Raw genomic sequence first — 17,796 nt, 5'->3', positions numbered from 1 at the left:
CCCCATCATCGCGGTCTATGGGGTCAACGATATGGCACCGTGGGGACACATGTATGTCAATCCTGGTCTAACAGAGCCTTTTTTAATCCCCGTCCCAGAAAAATCATCAGCGTGCGCTCTACTTTGCGCTGGTGAGGACGCCGGTGGTGTCGAAGGCGGGGGTGAAGCTCTCGTCTACCGCGCCGCCCTCTTGCCAGAACATTGTCGTAAAGCCCAGGTCGTCGGCATGGTCGAGCACCTGCTCGTACTCCTCGCGCGTCACGGCGCGCGCCAACTCGCCGCCCTGCTCGCGCATGAGCGCATTGGGCGTGTACTGGTTCATGACCGAGATCGGCACGTCGCCCACCGTCTGCCACACCAGGTCTAACACGCGGCACGAGTCATCCGCATGCCCCGGCAGCACCAGGTGGCGTACGATGATGCCGCGCTTCATGAGCCCGTCGTCATCCACCAGCTCTCCCCCGCGGCGATCGATCTCGCGCGCCATCTGGGCCAGACCCGACACGGCCACACGCGGGTAATCCTTTATATGGGAGAGCGACTGCGCAAGCGCCGCATCGGCATATTTAAAGTCGGTGAGCCACACATCGACCAGGTCGCCCAGCGCCGCCACGGCACTCGCGCGCTCGTAACCACTCGTGTTGTAGACGATTGGGATAACCAGTCCGCGCGCCCGTGCCGCGGCAATCGCGGCAGGCAACAGGTGCGCATAGTGCGTCGCCGTCACCAAATTGATGTTGTTGGCACCCTGGTCCTGCAGTTCCAGCATAATCTCGACCAGGCGCTCAGGCGAAATCTCAAGGCCAAAATTGCCGGTCGAGATCTCGTGGTTCTGGCAGTAGATACATTTGAGCGAGCAGCCGCTAAAGAAGATCGTGCCCGAACCGGCCTCGCCCGAGATAGGCGGCTCCTCCCACATATGAAGCGCGGCGCGGGCCACCTTGAGCGTGTCGTTAGCACCGCAGACGCCGTGCGCGCCCTCATCGCGCGCCGCACCGCAACGGCGCGGACACAAATGGCAGGCGGGCGAAAAAAGTTCGGTCAACGACGTCGGCATAAAACCATGCTCCAAAACAACGATTCAGCAGCTCAAACGTAAAGGGATCAACCCCACAGACGGCTCGAGCCCAAGGCGCCGTAATCGTCCGACACGATTTTTGTAATGTCAAGACTGGAATCGATAAAGTGCCGCTTTATGATGTAGGTATTCCGCCCCCCGCGGAGCAACTGGGTGAACCGTCGCGTTTATTTAGGGAGCCCACACAGTCGTACCTAGTACAGGTATCCTTCGTTGTTAAGGACGCTGGAACAGTCGATGAGGGCACCCACCTGTTTTAGGTGGGTTCATTTTCGTAACGTGGGGGGTGGTTTTCTTTTGCCGAAAATCACCATTACAGTCCATATGGATCCCCGCCGGCATCCCGACAAGCCATCGACAACATCCCAATATCTGGTAAGCGCGTGATTATCGCTGCGTGCAATTCCATGTACCCCCCTTGATCGAGTATTATGGTTCGGCTATGCCCTTTGCGCATGGCGTTCTTCTGACCTTTTCCTTCGACGCTTGGCGGTTTTTAGATTCATGGCTTCATCCCCGAGCTACATACCGTACCTATGCGTGGCAGCGGCGGCCTTTATCACGACCTTCCTCGCGGTGCCCCTGGTCAAGCGCTTGGCAATTAAGCTCGATGCCGTCGACTATCCTTCTAAGCGCCGCATCAACACCAAGCCCATCCCGCGTTTGGGCGGAACGGCGGTGTTTTTGGGCCTGGTCGTCGCCTGCACTGTGCAAATCCTAGGCACCTGGTACCTGGGTTGGCCGCCCGTTTTGGTGCCCCACCCCCGTCTGCACATCAGCTACCCCATGCTGGCGCTCTCCTTTACCGTCATCTTTGCGACCGGCGCTATCGACGACGTCTTCCAGCTCACGCCCAAGCAAAAGCTGGCCGGACAAGTCCTCGCCGCGCTTATCGCCTGTATCGGCGGCCTAAAAATCGGCGTCATCGTCAACCCGTTTGCCCCCGGCGAGATCATGCTCGGATGGCTCGCCTACCCCATCACCGTAATCTATCTGGTGGCATTCACCAACATCATTAACCTCATCGACGGCCTCGACGGCTTGGCCACGGGCATCTGCGGCATCGCGTCGTTCACCATGTTTTCGATGGCCGTTCTCTCGGGCCGCATCGACGCCGCCGCGCTCTCCATTGCGCTCTTTGGCGCCTGTCTGGCCTTTTTGCGCTACAACTTCAACCCCGCAAGCATCTTCTTGGGCGACTCGGGGTCGCTGCTTCTGGGCTTTGCGCTGGGCTCCATCTCGCTGCTCAACGTGAGCCGCACCGCCGCACTTACCTCGCTTATCATCCCGCTCATCGTTGCCGGCGTGCCCATCATCGACACGTTTAGCGCCATTGTGCGCCGCAAGCGCGCCCACATTAGCATCGGGCAGGCCGACAAGGGCCACATCCACCACCGCCTGATCCAAGAAGGCTACAACCAAAAACAGGCCGTGCTGCTCATCTATGCCTGGTGCATCATGCTTTCGGCCGGCGCCGCCGCGATTAACCAGGTCGAGGTGCCCATGCGCGTACTCATCTTTACCGTGCTCGCCATTGGCTCGGCGGCCTTTGCCAAGCATCTGCATCTGTTTGAGCCCGTGCTGCGCCACCATTACAACAAGCGCACGCACGAGGACGAGCTCGTCACCCCCGACGACCCCGCTTTTAAGCAGGAGGAGCAGGCAGCCGAGGAGCGCAAAGAAGAGCGCCACCACAAGCTCTAGGGCAAGCTGCCAAGGATGTGCCAAGGCACCGTTGGCCAAGCGCGGCCGCGCCGCACCCACCGCACAAGCCACCCCTCTCCCGCCCCTCGCCTACTTACGTCCCGCCCCTCCAATAAACGCGTTATCATCTTGACCCATGAACATACGTTAGGAGCAATCATGCCAAACGAGAACAGCTACGAAGTCGCGCTGCAAAAGAGCAACGCCATTCGCGAGGGCCTGGCCAATACGCCCGAGAAGTTCACCATGCTCACCGGTGATCGCCCCACCGGCCGTCTGCACCTGGGCCACTACTTCGGTACCCTCAAGGGCCGTGTTGAGCTGCAGGACATGGGCGCCAAGACCAACGTGCTCATCGCCGACTACCAGGTCATCACTGACCGCGACACCACCGAGCACATCCAGGACAACGTGTACAACATGGTCATGGACTACCTTGCCTGCGGCATCGACCCCGACAAGACCATGATCTACGCGCACTCCGCCGTGCCCGCCGCCAACCAGCTCATGCTGCCGTTCCTGTCGCTGGTGTCCGAGGCCGAGCTGGCGCGCAACCCCACGGTCAAGGCCGAGATGGAGGCCTCGGGCCACGAGCTTACCGGCCTCCTGCTCACCTACCCGGTGCACCAGGCCTGCGACATCCTGTTCTGCAAGGGCAACGTGGTGCCGGTCGGTCGCGACCAGCTGCCGCACATCGAGCTCACCCGCACCATCGCCCGCCGCTTTAACAACCGCTACGGCAAGGTGTTCCCCGAGGTCGAGGCGCTGCTGTCCGAGACCCCGCTGCTGCCCGGCCTGGACGGCCGCAAGATGAGCAAGAGCTACGGCAACGCCATCAATATTTCGATGACCGCCGAGGAGACGGCCAAACGCATCAAGAAGAGCCAGACCGACTCCGAGCGCATGATCACGTTCGATCCCGAGAACCGCCCCGGCGTGTCCGGCCTGCTTTCGACCGCCGCCATCTGCACCGGTCGCTCCGAGGTCGAGATTGCCGAGGAGATCGGCATGGGCGGCTCCGGCCAGCTCAAGAAGTACGTGACCGAGGCCGTCAACGAGTACTTCGCGCCGATCCGCGAGCGCCGTCAGCGCTACGAGAACGATCTGGACTATGTAAAGGACGTCCTGCACGAGGGCAACCGTCGCGCCAACGAGATCGCCGATCAGACCCTGGCCGAGGTTCAGGACGCCATGGGCATGGTGTACTAGGCAAAGCGCTTTCGCACAACATAGACGGTGAGATTAGATTTCTCCCCGAAACAGGAACAGGCCCGCTGGCAGTTAGTTGCCAGCGGGCCTGTTCCCGAAGTACACCGTTGAATCGCACAGAGGGGAGGAATGCGAATCAAACTCAACAGGGCAGGCTTTTTCATCGCCTATTGCCTGCTCCGTTGCTGAAACCAATATAGTTCACCATGGTTTACTTTCTAGCGTCAATATGCACCGCCATAGCTTCTCCATAAGTTAACCCAGGTAAACCTGCAACGGAAAACCACCACAAAGGGGACAGGCACCTTTGTGGTGGTTTTGGCCACGGTAGAGCCGCTAGAGCCCTACTGGCCAGCGACAGGCGGCCAAGTCGACGTGCATGGGATCGGTAAACGTCACGCCCTCCCCCATTAAGAGCTCACGCTGGGCATCGGGGCCGCCAAACGCAAAGCCCTCGCAAATGCGACCATCGGCAAACACCACACGATGGCAGGGAATCTGACCAGGGCGCGGATTGCTATGCAGGGCATACCCCACGTACCGCGCACTTCGTGGACGACCGGCAAGCAGCGCCACCTGACCATACGTGGCGACCATCCCCTCGGGAATCTGCTCGACCACCTCGTACACACGCTCAAAAAAGCCCTCAGACGCCAACATGCGCTCCTTTCAACCGGAACCAGCATAAACCACCACAAAGGTGCCTGTCCCCTTTGTGGTGGTTTTGACCGGATAGTTAGTTGGCGGGGCGGAAGAAGGCTACGGCTACGGCGCCGGGACCCACGTGGGTGCCGATGGTGGCGCCAATGGTGTGGATGGGCAGCTCGTTCTCGGCATGGCCGGCCCACAGCGCGGCGCTGTCCTCGATATACTTCTTGAGCACCGCGTCCGAAAGACCCGTATAACCAAGCGCCAGCGGCATGGAGAAGTCGACGCCGCCAGCCTGCTCAACCTTCTGGTTCAACAGGTTTCGACCGTTCTTGGAACCGCGCGCCTTGCCCAACTGCACGATGAGGCCGTCCTCGGCGGCCACGACCGGCTTCACGTTGAGCAGCGTACCCACAGCGCCCGCCGCAGCAGACAGGCGGCCGCCGCGCACCAGGTATTCCAGCGTCTCGAGCAGGCCGATGACGACCACGCGGTCACGAACGGCCTCGACGGCCGCCGCAATCTGGGCCGCACTACGGCCCTCGTCCACCAGGCGCAGCGCATACTCAACCAGCACGCGCTCGCCCAAGGTCACGTTATTGCTGTCCACAACGAACACGTCGCCGCCCGGCGCCTCGGCAAGTGCGGTACGGGCGCTCTGATTGGTGCCCGAAAGCTTGGCGCCCACGGTAATAATCACGGCCTCGTCGCCGGCCTCACGCGCTTCGGCAATTGCCTGTGAAAAGGCATACGGGTTGACCTGACCGGTCTTGGGCAGCTCATCGCGCTCCACGAGCATCTCGTAAAAGCGCTGGTGATCGATGTCGACGCCATCCATATACACGTCGGAGCCAAAGGTGACGGACAGCGGCAGAACACGTAGAGCGGGGTGCTCCGCCGGAGACATATCGCTGGCGGAATCGGTAATAATGCGGACGGACATAGCGAATCCTTTCTTGCGCAGATCTCGCGCAGGGAATTTTGACAACAATGTCCCGACACGGCGTGCGCGCTCAAACGGGACGATGCAGTTGTTAATTGGAAGCAAATGCCTTGGCGGCCTTAGATCTCGCGCAGGGTGTTGAGAATCGTACGCAGCGACGCGTACATCTGCTCGCGTTGCTCCACGCCCATGGCCTTACCGGTGGTGTCGAGCACTTCGCGAATGATGCGATCGGCCTCGCTCATGCTCTCGCCGCCCAGGGCAGTCAGGCGCACCGGGGCACGGTACTTGACGGCCGCATCACCCGAATCATCGACCTCGACGTAGCCGCCCTCCTCCAGATGTGCCAGCGTGCGCGAAACGGCGGCACGGGTAACGCCGGCCATGCGGGCGAGGTCGGCGCCGGTCAGGCCGTCCTTGCTGCGCTCAAGATAGTACAGGCACATGACGTCGGAGCCCTTAAGGCCGAGCCTTGCGCCTTCGGACGTCTTGATGCGCTGAATCTCCTTGTAGAGCCCGCTGATCAGTCCGACAAAATCCTCAAAACGTGTCTCGTCGTTCTGCTGCATGGGAGACGACCGCCTTTCGCTTGCATGATGCTAACGGGTTAACATCTTAACCGTACCCAGCGGACGCCAGCCCTGCGTGCCTCATTTGTTGACCCATCAACATAAAAACCACCACAAAGGACAGGCGCCTTTGTGGTGGTTTTGGGCATCAATAGGTTCTAGGCGCCGCTACAGCTCCACACAGGGATTGTCGCGGGTCACAAGCGTCTTAACGACAACCGTCGCTCCCAGATAGCGCTCAAGCAGCTCGGCCAAGCGATCGATGGCAGCCTGGCAGTCCCCCATTCGCTCGGGCTCTACGCACTCAATCGCCAGGAATGCGTCGGCCGAATCGTCGGATAGAGCCGTTCGAACGCCATCGCGCCAGTTCCAGCAGCGGCACACGGCGCCCGCATCGTCAATGTAGGCGAGCTCGCCGGGCAGCGTCGGGTCATCCGCTTCCTCGCCAAGTGGCAAGAACGCATCGCCACCGTCGGTCACCTTCAAGCGAAAATCTCCCTCAATCGCATGCAGGTCCTCGCCGCCAACGGGCAGCGCGTAGGACAGCGACACCGTGTTATAGATGTCCACCGCCGGCGTGATGTGGCCCACCGGCTTCCCTTTGAGCACGCGTTTGAGCAGGTTCTCAACTGAGCAACGCGCGCCCTTCTTGGTCTTGAACAGCCGGTACGCGTCACGCCAAGCCTTAACCGGCGCATTCTCGCTGATGGTATCACTCGTCAGGTGGCGTTCCGCATCGATGTTGGCGCGATCGAGCAGCGCCGCAATCGCGTCCACGTCCTCTTGAGGAATCTGAGCCGCGGGCTTCATGCCCTTCACAACCACAACGCCGACCGCTGCCCGCGGAAACAGCTCCCAGAATGAATCCTCGGCAATAAAGCTCTTCATACGCTCTCCCTTCATCGTGCGCGCCCGAGCGAGGGCACCTAAAAAGCGCCCTTACGACGGCCACCTTCAAAGTCCTACGGTGCCGCCACAAGAGCGCTTACGCTGCCCCCATCCGGAGAAGGGGGCGATATGTCAGGCGTATTGTAACCTGAGTCATCCGCGCGAGCAAAACCACCACAAAGGTGCCTGTCCCCTTTGTGGTGGTTTTGGGTCTGAGGCGACGCTAGTGGCGGAGCCCCAGCAAGCCGCGGCCGCGATGGCGGGCGTCGGCGGACACCTGGGCGTGCGGACCGGCAGCCTTGACGGACTCGGGCAGGTGCGAGTACTTCTTCTCGAAGTTCTCCTCGAACATCACCGCCAGGTTGTGCGCTGCCTCGTCGTAGCGCGCGGTGCTCTGCCAGTACTGGCGCGGCACCAGGATGCCATCGGGCACACCGTGGCACGTAGTGGGAATGTCGACATTAAAGATATCGTCGTGCACAAACTCGCTGTCCTCGATGGTGCCGTCGAGGGCGCGAGCGACCAGTGAGCGCGTGTAGGCCAGCTCGATGCGATGACCCACGCCGTAGCCGCCGCCAATCCAGCCGGTGTTGACCAGATAGACGCGCGTGCGGCCGTCGGCGATACGCTCACCGAGCATCTTGGCGTAGACCATAGGATCGAGCGGCATAAACGGCTCACCAAACAGCGAGGAGAACGTGGGCGTGGGCTCGGTGACGCCGACCTCGGTGCCAGGGATCTTGGCGGTGAAGCCCGTCACAAAGTGATACATGGCGGCGTCGGCCGTCAGGCGCGAGATGGGCGGCAGCACGCCAAAGGCATCGCAGGTCAAAAACAGCACGACGCTCGGGGTGGTGCCCATGCCCTTGGTCCACGCGTTGGGAATGTGCTCCACAGGGTAGGCCACGCGCGTATTGTGCGTGATCGAGACGTCGTCGTAGTTGGGCTTGCGATTCTCGTCGAGCACCACGTTTTCGCAGATGGCGCCAAAGCGGACGGCGTTGAAGATCTCGGGCTCGTGGAACACGTCCAGGCCCTCGCACTTGGCGTAGCAGCCGCCCTCGACGTTAAAGATGCCCATGTCGGACCAACCGTGCTCGTCGTCGCCGATCAGCAGGCGCGTGGGGTTGGCCGAAAGCGTGGTCTTGCCGGTGCCCGACAGGCCAAAGAAAATCGCGGTCTCGTGCGTGACGGGATCCATGCTGGCCGAGCAATGCATGGGCAGTACGTCATCCTCGACGGGCAGCAGGTAATTCATGACGCTGAAGATGGACTTTTTGATCTCACCGGAGTAGCCGGTGCCCGCGACCAGAATCACGCGCTCCTGGAAGTTGATGACCACGGCGGCGCTGGAGTTGAGGCCCTTGATGGCAGGGTCGCACTGGTAGCCGGGTGCCGCGAGCACGCAGAAGTCGGGCTCGCCGGTGCGCGCGATTTCACGGGCGAGCGGACGGGCAAGCATTTGCTTAATGAAGAGTGCCTGGCTGGCACGCTCGCAGGCAACAAGCAGGCGACGCGTGTGGTTGCGGTCGGCGCCCGCCATGCCGCGCGTGACGAACACATCGCGCTCGTTGAGATAGTCGACGATGCCGGCTTTGATGACCTCGTAGCTTTCGACGGACAGCGGGCGGTTGACGGCGCCCCAGGCAATCTTGTCGTGGACATCGGGGGTGTCAACGATAAAGCGGTCGTTGGGCGAACGTCCGGTACGCTCCCCCGTCTCGATCACCAGCGCGCCGTTGGATGCCATGCGGCCTTCGTTGCGGCGGATGGCATGCTCGACGAGCTCGGCTGCCGGCAGGTCAACCAGCAGGCGGGGCTGGTTCTCAGCGGGGTCTTCGACCAGCGTAATGCCAAAATTGGACAGAACTTCTGCAGGGGTAACACCAGGCATGGGGCCTCCTTTAAAAACGCGGCACGTGGACGCGGCGCGCACTTTACTCACGTAAAGCCCGTTGTACCCGATATGCAAAAACGTTTTTGCGGCAAGGGCGGCAAGCCCGCCCAACGGTCAAAAATCGCAGGCAAGCGGCCCAGTCATTGGGGACGTTCTTAAACGACTAGTCATTGGGGACACTCTTGAACAGGCAACATTCAAGGAGCGTCCCCGGATGCCGGCACTTAGGGACGTTCCCAAAGTGCCGGCACATAAGGAACGTCCCTAAGTGCCGACTACAGCGGCAGGTTTTGGCCGAGCATGGCTATGACGCTCATGAGGACCAGCATGCCGGCAGCGTAGGGTAGCACCGCGCCCAGGAGTTCGGCATCCTTACCGCGCACGTGCACGGCGGCAAGACCAATGGCGAGGGTCTGCGGCGAGATCATCTTGCCGGCGGCAACGCCAAGCGCGTTCAGCGCAACCATCCAGTAGTCACTCACGCCCAGCGCGGTGGCAGCCTGGCTCTGGATGGGGCCAAACAGCATGCCCGAGGACGTGCCCGAACCGGTCACGAAAGCACCGACCGCACCAATCCACGGAGCCAGAATCGGGTACAGACCGCCAGCGACCGCAATGCAAAATGCGCTGATTGACGAAATCATGCCGGCATAGCCCATCACCTTGGCGCAGCCCAGCACCGAAAGCATGGTGATAACCGTCGGCATCATCTGCTTCACAGTCGCGGCCAGCACCTCGCCCATCATGCGCGGCGAAGCGCCCTGAATGGCACCGCCGACAAACGCCGCCAGGAAAATCCAGGCGCCTGGCGTGTTGATCCACGAAAACGTAAGCATACCGGGATTCTCACCGCAATACACCTGCACATGGCTCGCAAACGGCGCGAGCGCAGCATGTACAGCGGGCACCAGATTAGACGTGCCCAGCAGCAACACAAAGATCAGGATGAAGCACGACCAGGCCGAAAGCGCCGACTTAACGGTGAGCTTCTCCCCCGCCTCGATATTCATGTGAAAGCGTGCGTCCAGATGCCCCGACTTCTCGGCACGCATGGCAAGTGCAGCTGTCAGCGCGAGCGAAACGATGGATCCTACGACCACGGCCAGCTCGGGGCCCACAAACATGGCAACGACCAGAGCCGCGCCGACAAACGACACGCCGGAGAGCAACGCCACGCCGGCAACACCGTGCAGACGCTCGCCCACACTCGCGGCATTGCCCTGGTCATCGGCAACACGGCCCGCAACCAGCACAATAAATAGCGGCATCACCACAAAGAACGGTGCGAGCTGCACCAGCTGAACGGTCGCTAGGTGAAGGGAATCCAAACCCACCAGGTCGGCAACGGACACCGTGGGGATGCCGATGGAGCCGTAGGGCGTGGGCACGCCGTTGGCCAGCAGGCAGATGAGCACGGCAGGCACGGCCTCAAAGCCCAGGCCCGCGAGCATGCCGGCGGGAATGGCGACAGCGGTACCGAAGCCGGCCATGCCCTCCATAAAGCCACCGAAGCACCAAGCCACGAGCAGCGCCAGCAGACGGCGGTCGCTGCTGATGGAGGTGATCATGCTGCCGATCACGTCCATGGCGCCCGTACGAACGCACAGGTTATACGTGAACACCGCGGCGATGATCACCAGGACGATGGGCCACAGAGCCATCAAAAAACCTTCGAGCGAGGCGGTCGCGATCTGCGCTGCCGGCAGGTGCCACCATGCGAAGGCAAGCAAGCACGAAAGGACAAACGATCCGATAGCGGCCTTCCAAGCTGGCCATTTAAAGCACAGCAGCATCACGACCAGCCAAATAATCGGCACAAGAGCCAGTAAGAATGCGGCGACGTCCATAGGTAGAAGCTCCTTGGTACCGCATGGGCGGCATCGGGGGTGTCACAAAACTTCAACAGGATACCGCACGTTTACCGACAAATTACAGCCGCCCGCCGAAATTATTGAACAATCCGTTCAAAAACACGAACGAACACCGTCGCGTCTATACTAAAGCGCAGCAATAGAAAGGACTCCGCTTTGAGCATCACGCCCCTCGATAGCATTCGCCGCGCCATCGCCCGCCGCAACGGCGTCTCCAACCCCGCTGCATCGAGAGACGGCGCCGCGAAGGCCCAGGGCGGCCGCATCGAGAACGGCCTCTTCCCTGCCTCGCACACTGCCGAGGAACTCGCACGCATCCAAGAGCTGAGTCAGCGCAACGCCGGCGGGCCCGATAGCAGCCAAGCCACACGTCGCCGGCGCGAACGCGATCGCAAGCCCGGCCCCGTCCGCCGCACGGTCAACGCTTGGTGGAACCGTCTGCTCGGCGCCGTCTACGGCGGCGGCTTCTCCATGCAGGAAGCGGAATACGAGGAGCACGCCACCAGTCGCGACTATCTTTGGAACACCCTGGGCACCGCCGTATGGGGCATGGCGTTTCCGCTGCTCACCATTGTGTCGACGCAGCTCGTGGGCGCCGAGGAGGCCGGCAAGTTCTCCATCGCCTTTGTTACCGGCACGCTCATCATGATCGCGTGCAACTACGGCGTGCGCAACTTTCAGGTCTCGGACATCGACGAAAAAACCTCCTTCGCCTCCTACCAGCTCAACCGTTGGCTTTGCGGAGCGCTCGCACTAGGCTGCGGCCTCACGTACAGCAGCGCACGCGGCTACGATGCGCAGATGGCCACGATCGGCCTGGGCGTCTACCTCTATAAGGTGATCGACGGCATCGCCGACGTGTACGAGGGCCGCCTGCAGCAGGCCGACAAGCTCTATTTGGCCGGCATGAGCCAAACGCTGCGTTCCGCCGGCGTCATCGCGGTCTTTAGCGTGGCACTGTTCCTCACGCGCAGCATGCCCATCGCGGCCATGGCCATGGGCATCGCCGCGATTGCCTCGCTCGTGCTGGTCACCGCCCCGCTCGCCCTGCTCGAGACCGAAAAATCACGCCGCATGAGCCTGCGCGAGGCTGGCCACCTGTTTATCCAGTGCGCCCCGCTCTTTGGCGCACTGTTCCTGTTTAACCTTATCGAGAGCATGCCCAAGTTCGTGATGGAAGGCGCGCTGGCCTACAAGTATCAGCTGTACTTTAATGCCCTGTTCTTTCCGGCGCAGGGAATTTTGTTGAGCATTGGATTTATCTATAAACCGCAGCTCCTGCGTCTGTCGAGCATTTGGGCGAATCCGCGCAAGCGTCGCCGCTTTGACCTGATTATTGTTGCCGTTATGGCGCTGATCGTGGTCATCACCGGCGTGTGCGCCGCATTTATGGCAGGTCCCGGTATTCCCCTCATGAGCTTTATGTACGGTCTCAGCTTTGAACGCTACCGTACGCTGGCGCTGCTGATGGTCGTCGCCGGCGGCGTCACCGCGGCCATCGACTTTATCTACGCCATCATCACGGTGCTGCGCCACGCTGGAGACGTCACCAAGATCTACCTGATCTGCTTTGCCGTGAGCGTGGTGCTCCCGGTGATTCTGATCAATCTGCTCGGCCTGATGGGCGCCGTCGTGAGCTACCTAGCCATCATGGCCCTACTGCTGGTACTGTTGATTATCGAGTACGCCCACATCCGCCAACGCATAGAGAGGGACCGAAATCCGTACGGCGCCTAATTCGAATCAATTTGAAGAAAAGAAACGTCGATGTTTTGGCACCAACCTCTTGCGCCGTTATTCCCCGGGGCGAATATTAGCGTAGAACTCCGCCCCGTCGTCCAGGCGCAGGATGCCCACGCGGCCGAACTCGGAGCCGGTGGCGGCGGCGCAGTCGATGTCGATGCGATCGGGCACACCGGCAGTGTCCTCGCCGCCCAAGCGCACGATCTGCCCGCGTCCCGATTCCTCATCGAGTCCCGCCAGACCACCGACCTCGCAATAGCGCCCAAGCGATACCGTGGGCGTGTGGCCGCTCACCACGACCGGGCCCTTGCCCTCGGCAGAAAGCAGCCCGGTCGGCACATCCCAATAGCCGTGACGAATCCATAGCAGGTCATCGGACGACTGCACCGCGAGCATCTGCTGCAGCAGCTCGCGATCGGCACCCACCGCTCCGACGCCATCGGCACAATCGACGCCATGCTCAAGCAAAAACGCGCGCGCCGCCTTCATCTCGATTCCAGCATGTACCAGCAGATACGGGCGCTCCTCGGTCTCGATCACCGCGTAGAGCGGCAGCGCGGCCATCCAACGCACGAGCTCCTCGTATGCCTCAAATTCCATGTCGTTGAGCTGCTCGCGCGTCGTCCAGCCACCGTTGATATCCCAGGTCTCGGCATCGAGCGGATCCTGACCAATGATGGCATCGAGCATGATCTGCTCGTGATTACCCTTGAGCACGTGGGCGTTGGGCAGCGAGCGCACGAGCTTAATAACGCCGACCGGATCGGGCCCGCGATCAATCATGTCGCCCAGCACGTACAGCGTGTCGTCGGACGTCAACGAGATCTTAGACAGGGCCTCGTCAAGCGCACGCACGTGCCCGTGAGCATCAGATGTCACATAGATCGCCATGGTACGCCTCTCCTTGCATTGCGGCCGAAGCCCGGCTCCGCAACTAAAACTTCAAGTTGAACTTAAACGTTACCCATTGTACTCCGTTGCAATAAAGCTGGAAAGGGTTTCCGAGCAGAGGCAAAGACGGCAGTCGTCTATGACGATATCGCGCACGCCCGCAATCCAACCCCATAAACCCACCATCTTTGGGTACAAATAACCGCAGGCAACTGACCGTGCCACGCCAACCACCCAGGAGCGGACACTCCCTATGAACCAGATTCTTCTCTTTATCGGCCTCGTCATTATTCTGTGCCTGACCATCAAACCCGTCGGCAAAAAGCTCCCCTTCCCCACCCTGCTCATCTTTATCGCGCTCGGCATGCTGTTGGGCGTCAACGGCCCGGCGCATATCGACTTTAGCGACTATGCGCTCACCGAAACCGTCTGCAGCACGGCGCTGCTGTTCATCATGTTCTACGGCGGCTTTAACACCAATATCGACCGCGCCAAGCCCGTCGCTGCGCCGGCGGTGCTGCTGAGCACGCTCGGCGTCGTCATCACTGCCGGCATCACCGGCGTATTCGCCCACTTTGTGCTGGGTTTCGACTGGATCGGCGGCCTGCTGCTGGGATCGGTCGTGGCGTCCACCGACGCGGCCAGCGTCTTTAGCGTTCTGCGCGAGCACAGCCTTTCGCTGAGGGGCGGCACCGACTCGCTGCTCGAGGTCGAATCGGGCTCCAACGACCCCGTCGCCTACATGCTCACCGCTGTGCTCGCTACACTCGCGGCCGGCGGCGACATCAACATTCCCGCACTGCTGGCCAAGCAGATTATCCTGGGCGTGGGCCTGGGCCTTGCCATCGGCTGGGCGGCGGGCCGCCTGATTGAACGCGCGCACGCAACGGCCAAGGACGCGCAGACCATCTTTTTGTTCGCCGTGGCCATCGTCGCCTACGCGCTGCCGAGCTACCTGGGCGGCAACGGCTTTTTGGCTGTATACCTGGCCGGCATTGTGCTGGGTGCCAGCGACATCACCGGCAAAGTCGAGATGGCGCACTTCTTTGACACCCTCACCGAGATGGCAGAGATGACCATCTTCTTTTTGCTGGGCCTGCTCGTTACACCCGCACGCCTGCCGCAAATGCTGCTACCGGGCCTGGCACTCATGGCGTTTATGCTCTTTGCGAGCCGCCCCATCGCCGTAGGCATGCTGCTGGCGCCGTTTAGGACGAACCCTCGCCAGGTTGCGCTCGTAAGCTGGGCGGGTCTGCGCGGAGCAGCTTCGGTCGTCTTTAGTCTCTTTGCCGTGGTGGCCGGCGTTCCCGGCGGACACGACCTATTTGACCTGGTGTTTGTGATTGCCGTGTCGAGCATTGTGGTGCAGGGCTCGCTTCTGCCGGCGGTGGCGAAGAAGCTCGATATGATCGATGCGACCGGCGACGTGCGCCGCACCTTTAACGACTACCGCGACGAGGACGGCATGTCGTTTGTAAAGCTCAAGGTGGGCGCTGGACATCCGTTTGCCGGACGCTCGCTCGCGGACATTGGCAGCGCCACAGATATGCTCGTGGTCCTGGTGCTGCGCGACGGTGCGCACCCGGTACTGCCCAATGGCGACACCGTGATCCAGGAAGGCGATCTGCTGGTGATGGCCGCCCCAACGTTCGAAGAGCGTGCCGAGGTTACACTGCGCGAGGTCACCGTGACACCCCACGGTCGCTGGGCCGGCCAGCGCCTGTGCGATGTGTCGCAAGGCAAGCATCCGTTTATTGTGGTGATGCTCAAGCGCGAAGGCCAGACGATCATCCCCGATGGCAACACCCTAATATACGCCGGCGACGAAGCCGTCATTGCCACGCTGGCGTCGTAGCAGCCCGTCCCAAATTAGCTGCCCCCATCCCTCTTCAGCTACTAGCTGTCACCCACGGCAAAGTCGCGGAGGTCGAGGCCCTCGCGTTCGGCTCGGGCCAGGAGCTCTTGGGGCGACTCGTCCTCGATATCCACCACGTCGAGCAGGGCGGCGGGAAAGTCCACGCCGGCCGCACTCCCCGCGCGATCGAGCAAGCTCTCGTGCAGCTGACCTACATCGACATTGATTTTAATGCCGCAGCTTCCCACCGGGTAACCGCTGTTGATTAATCGAGCACCATAAATGAGATGCACTAAATCTCAGACAACGCCATAATTAAACATTGGCCATCAGGGGGGTTGCGGACAATGGACAAGCTCAATGCCATGACGGAACAAGTCAGAGATTTTTGTGATGCGCGCGATTGGCGCAAATATCACACGCCAAAAGAGCTCGCCATCGGCATGGCAACCGAAGCCTCCGAACTGCTGCAGCTTTTCCGCTTTATGAGCGACGAGCGCATTGCAGAAATGTTCGATAACCCTGATCAGCGCCAAGCCATCGAAGACGAAGTCGCTGACACGCTCCTCTTTCTCCTGCGTTTCGCCGACCTAAACGGAATCGACCTCCCAAAGGCGCTCTCGTCCAAACTCAAACGCAATGGCGAGCGCTATCCCGTCGACACCAGCTCCAGCGAATATAGAAAGGCGGACCACCATGAGTAACGAGTTCGCCCTTCGGCAATACACGCTTCCCCTACCCCAGCCCTTCGAGACAAGCAAATCGCTGCAAGACTTTGGCACGCCAAAGCCAGGGTCGCACCACGACGAAAGCTGGCCTGTTCTCTACATCCTGACCAACAGCAAAAACAAAACGGCGTACATCGGTCAAACGACCAATTATCGACGCCGCATGAAGCAACACGCCGCAAACGTGGACAAAGACTTCGACCGGACCCTTCTGATTGACAACCCAACCTTCAATCAATCAGCAACATTTGAGTTTGAGAATCGACTTATCGAGCTGTTCTGCGCTGACGAAAAATACCAAGTAACCAACGCCAACAATGGCTATGCCCAGTTCGATTATTTTGAGCGACCTCAGTATCGCCAGAAGTTCAGAGACCTCTGGACGAAGCTTCGCGAAGAGAACTATGCGATCCACCCCATCGAAGAGCACGAGAACACTGACCTGTTCAAATTCTCGCCCTTTAAAACGCTCACGCCCGATCAATACGAAACGATTGAGGCGATTTACAGGCGGCTCGAGCAAGAGCATGAAGACATTAAACACGGCGGTCCCAAGAAAGAGCGCGTAACCGTCGTGAACGGCGCGCCGGGAACAGGCAAAACAATCCTCGCCATCAGTCTCATGTTCAAAATCAAAAATGAGCCGAACCTTTCCGGTCTGCGGGTCGGCTTCGTGACGCCCATGGAGTCTCTGAGCAAGACGCTCAAAAAACTCACGCACTTCCTCCCCGGGCTAAAGCCCGGCGACATCCTGAGCCCCAGCGATGTCGCAAAAAACGATCGGTATGACATCTTGCTTGTCGACGAGGCGCACCGACTGGGAAACTACTTGACCGCCGGCGCCGGCATCGGAGCTTTCTACAACACATGCGAACGACTCAACTTGCCGCGCACGAGTAACCAGGTGGATTGGATTTTCAAATGCTGCGACAAGGCGTACCTGTTCTATGACCCCAAACAGCAAGTCCGCGCATCGGGACTCAACCGAGATGGCCTTGAGCAGCGACTCAACCAACTCGAAGAAGCTGGCATCGAGACCGAAGAATTCAACTTGAGTACCCAAATGCGTGTGCGTGGCGGCGATGAGTACCTCGATTTCGTCTACGACCTGCTTGATAACAAAGCGTACATGCATGCCGGCATGAAGTTTGATGAGCTCTTTGCCTCTCAGCCTTACGACTCGCAAGCCGGCGATCCTGACAGTGATATCCCCAGGTACCAGTTTGGCATAGTCGACCGGTTTGAAGATTTCTGCTCCCTACAGCAGGCCAAAGAAAAAGAAGTTGGGCTGTCCCGTATGACAGCCGGTTTTGCTTGGAAATGGGAAAGCAAGAGCAATAAAGATGCGTTCGATATCGTCATCGAGGGCATTCCCAAACGCTGGAACTCGACCCAGAAGGATTGGGTTAACTCCGCCAACGCCGTCAACGAAGTCGGATGCATTCATACGGTACAAGGCTACGATCTCAACTACGGATTCGTAATTCTGGGTCCCGACATTTACTACGATTCGAACAAAGATGCAGTCTACGTTAACAGAGCGAACTTCAAAGATGCCGTTGCCAAGAAAAAGGCAAGCGACGATGATTTGCAAAAGATCATCGTCAACGCCTACTACGTCCTCATGACGCGCGGCATGCTGGGAACGTTCCTCTATGTGTGCGATCCGGCGCTCAAGGAGTACCTGTCACGGTATATCCCGGTGATATAGACCTAGCGACCGCCTTTCCCATGTAAGCATCCTGTAAATCATAGCAGCGCACTCGAGTTTT

At 60.2% G+C, this 17,796-nt stretch carries 15 protein-coding genes; 6 read left to right on the top strand and 9 right to left on the bottom strand.

Going from position 1 to position 17,796, the window contains the following annotated elements; all coding sequences use genetic code 11:
• Positions 1-118: 118 nt before the first annotated feature.
• Positions 119-1,057 (bottom strand): radical SAM protein, encoded by a 939-nt coding sequence (locus tag GPK39_RS03920; RefSeq protein WP_138374925.1) that lies wholly within the window; start codon positions 1,055-1,057, stop codon positions 119-121.
• 525 nt (positions 1,058-1,582) lie between these two features.
• Between GPK39_RS03920 and GPK39_RS03915 the strand changes: the two genes are divergently transcribed.
• Together GPK39_RS03915 and trpS are read left to right on the top strand one after the other, a co-directional pair.
• Entirely contained in the window at positions 1,583-2,782 is a 1,200-nt protein-coding gene (locus GPK39_RS03915) for an MraY family glycosyltransferase (RefSeq protein WP_195235025.1), read from the top strand.
• Between the two features lie 159 nt (positions 2,783-2,941).
• Positions 2,942-3,991, top strand: a complete 1,050-nt coding sequence (gene trpS / locus GPK39_RS03910) for a tryptophan--tRNA ligase (RefSeq protein WP_022094797.1) — start codon at positions 2,942-2,944, stop codon at positions 3,989-3,991.
• A gap of 336 nt (positions 3,992-4,327) precedes the next feature.
• Here trpS and GPK39_RS03905 read toward each other — a convergent pair whose 3' ends face one another.
• The 6 genes from GPK39_RS03905 to GPK39_RS03880 all read right to left on the bottom strand — a co-directional run bounded on the left by GPK39_RS03905 (position 4,328) and on the right by GPK39_RS03880 (position 10,783).
• Positions 4,328-4,651, bottom strand: coding sequence for an MGMT family protein (locus GPK39_RS03905; protein ID WP_171021528.1), 324 nt, complete (start codon positions 4,649-4,651; stop codon positions 4,328-4,330).
• A 76-nt stretch (positions 4,652-4,727) separates the two neighbouring features.
• The gene (locus GPK39_RS03900; protein ID WP_138374923.1) at positions 4,728-5,582 is read right to left on the bottom strand and encodes a DegV family protein; all 855 of its coding nucleotides are present in this window, start codon (positions 5,580-5,582) and stop codon (positions 4,728-4,730) included.
• Between the two features lie 119 nt (positions 5,583-5,701).
• On the bottom strand, positions 5,702-6,151 hold the full coding sequence (locus GPK39_RS03895; RefSeq protein WP_022093866.1) for a MarR family winged helix-turn-helix transcriptional regulator: 450 nt from the start codon (positions 6,149-6,151) through the stop codon (positions 5,702-5,704).
• 168 nt (positions 6,152-6,319) lie between these two features.
• Positions 6,320-7,039, bottom strand: a complete 720-nt coding sequence (locus tag GPK39_RS03890; protein WP_215673939.1) for a B3/B4 domain-containing protein — start codon at positions 7,037-7,039, stop codon at positions 6,320-6,322.
• Positions 7,040-7,262: 223 nt separating this feature from the next.
• On the bottom strand, positions 7,263-8,933 hold the full coding sequence (pckA, locus tag GPK39_RS03885; protein ID WP_215673937.1) for a phosphoenolpyruvate carboxykinase (ATP): 1,671 nt from the start codon (positions 8,931-8,933) through the stop codon (positions 7,263-7,265).
• 278 nt (positions 8,934-9,211) lie between these two features.
• The gene (locus GPK39_RS03880) at positions 9,212-10,783 is read right to left on the bottom strand and encodes an L-lactate permease (RefSeq protein ID WP_215673935.1); all 1,572 of its coding nucleotides are present in this window, start codon (positions 10,781-10,783) and stop codon (positions 9,212-9,214) included.
• 180 nt (positions 10,784-10,963) lie between these two features.
• Here GPK39_RS03880 and GPK39_RS03875 point away from each other — a divergent pair, with 180 nt between their 5' ends.
• Positions 10,964-12,544: a lipopolysaccharide biosynthesis protein gene (locus GPK39_RS03875; protein ID WP_423237416.1), complete on the top strand. Its 1,581-nt coding sequence runs from the start codon at positions 10,964-10,966 to the stop codon at positions 12,542-12,544.
• A gap of 57 nt (positions 12,545-12,601) precedes the next feature.
• On the opposite strand, the gene GPK39_RS03870 is transcribed toward GPK39_RS03875, so the two are convergent.
• Positions 12,602-13,441, bottom strand: a complete 840-nt coding sequence (locus tag GPK39_RS03870) for a metallophosphoesterase family protein (protein ID WP_215673932.1) — start codon at positions 13,439-13,441, stop codon at positions 12,602-12,604.
• Positions 13,442-13,694: 253 nt separating this feature from the next.
• Between GPK39_RS03870 and GPK39_RS03865 the strand changes: the two genes are divergently transcribed.
• Positions 13,695-15,296 carry a potassium/proton antiporter gene (locus GPK39_RS03865; RefSeq protein WP_215673930.1) on the top strand — a complete coding sequence of 534 codons (1,602 nt, stop codon included), beginning with the start codon at positions 13,695-13,697 and terminating at the stop codon, positions 15,294-15,296.
• Between the two features lie 41 nt (positions 15,297-15,337).
• On the opposite strand, the gene GPK39_RS03860 is transcribed toward GPK39_RS03865, so the two are convergent.
• Positions 15,338-15,589: a hypothetical protein gene (locus GPK39_RS03860; RefSeq protein ID WP_252204654.1), complete on the bottom strand. Its 252-nt coding sequence runs from the start codon at positions 15,587-15,589 to the stop codon at positions 15,338-15,340.
• 54 nt (positions 15,590-15,643) lie between these two features.
• Here GPK39_RS03860 and GPK39_RS03855 point away from each other — a divergent pair, with 54 nt between their 5' ends.
• Both GPK39_RS03855 and GPK39_RS03850 read left to right on the top strand, forming a co-directional pair.
• A complete protein-coding gene (locus tag GPK39_RS03855) occupies positions 15,644-16,000 on the top strand; it encodes a nucleotide pyrophosphohydrolase (protein ID WP_215673928.1) in 357 nt (118 codons plus the stop codon).
• A complete protein-coding gene (locus tag GPK39_RS03850; protein ID WP_215673926.1) occupies positions 15,993-17,735 on the top strand; it encodes a DUF2075 domain-containing protein in 1,743 nt (580 codons plus the stop codon). Before GPK39_RS03855 ends, GPK39_RS03850 begins: the two co-directional genes overlap by 8 nt.
• Positions 17,736-17,796 lie beyond the last annotated feature (61 nt).

The organism is Collinsella aerofaciens (assembly GCF_018785245.1).
GTDB lineage: Bacteria > Actinomycetota > Coriobacteriia > Coriobacteriales > Coriobacteriaceae > Collinsella > Collinsella aerofaciens_AD.
The sequence above is the reverse complement of the archived record's forward strand: the minus strand, read 5'-3'. Positions and strand labels throughout refer to the sequence as shown.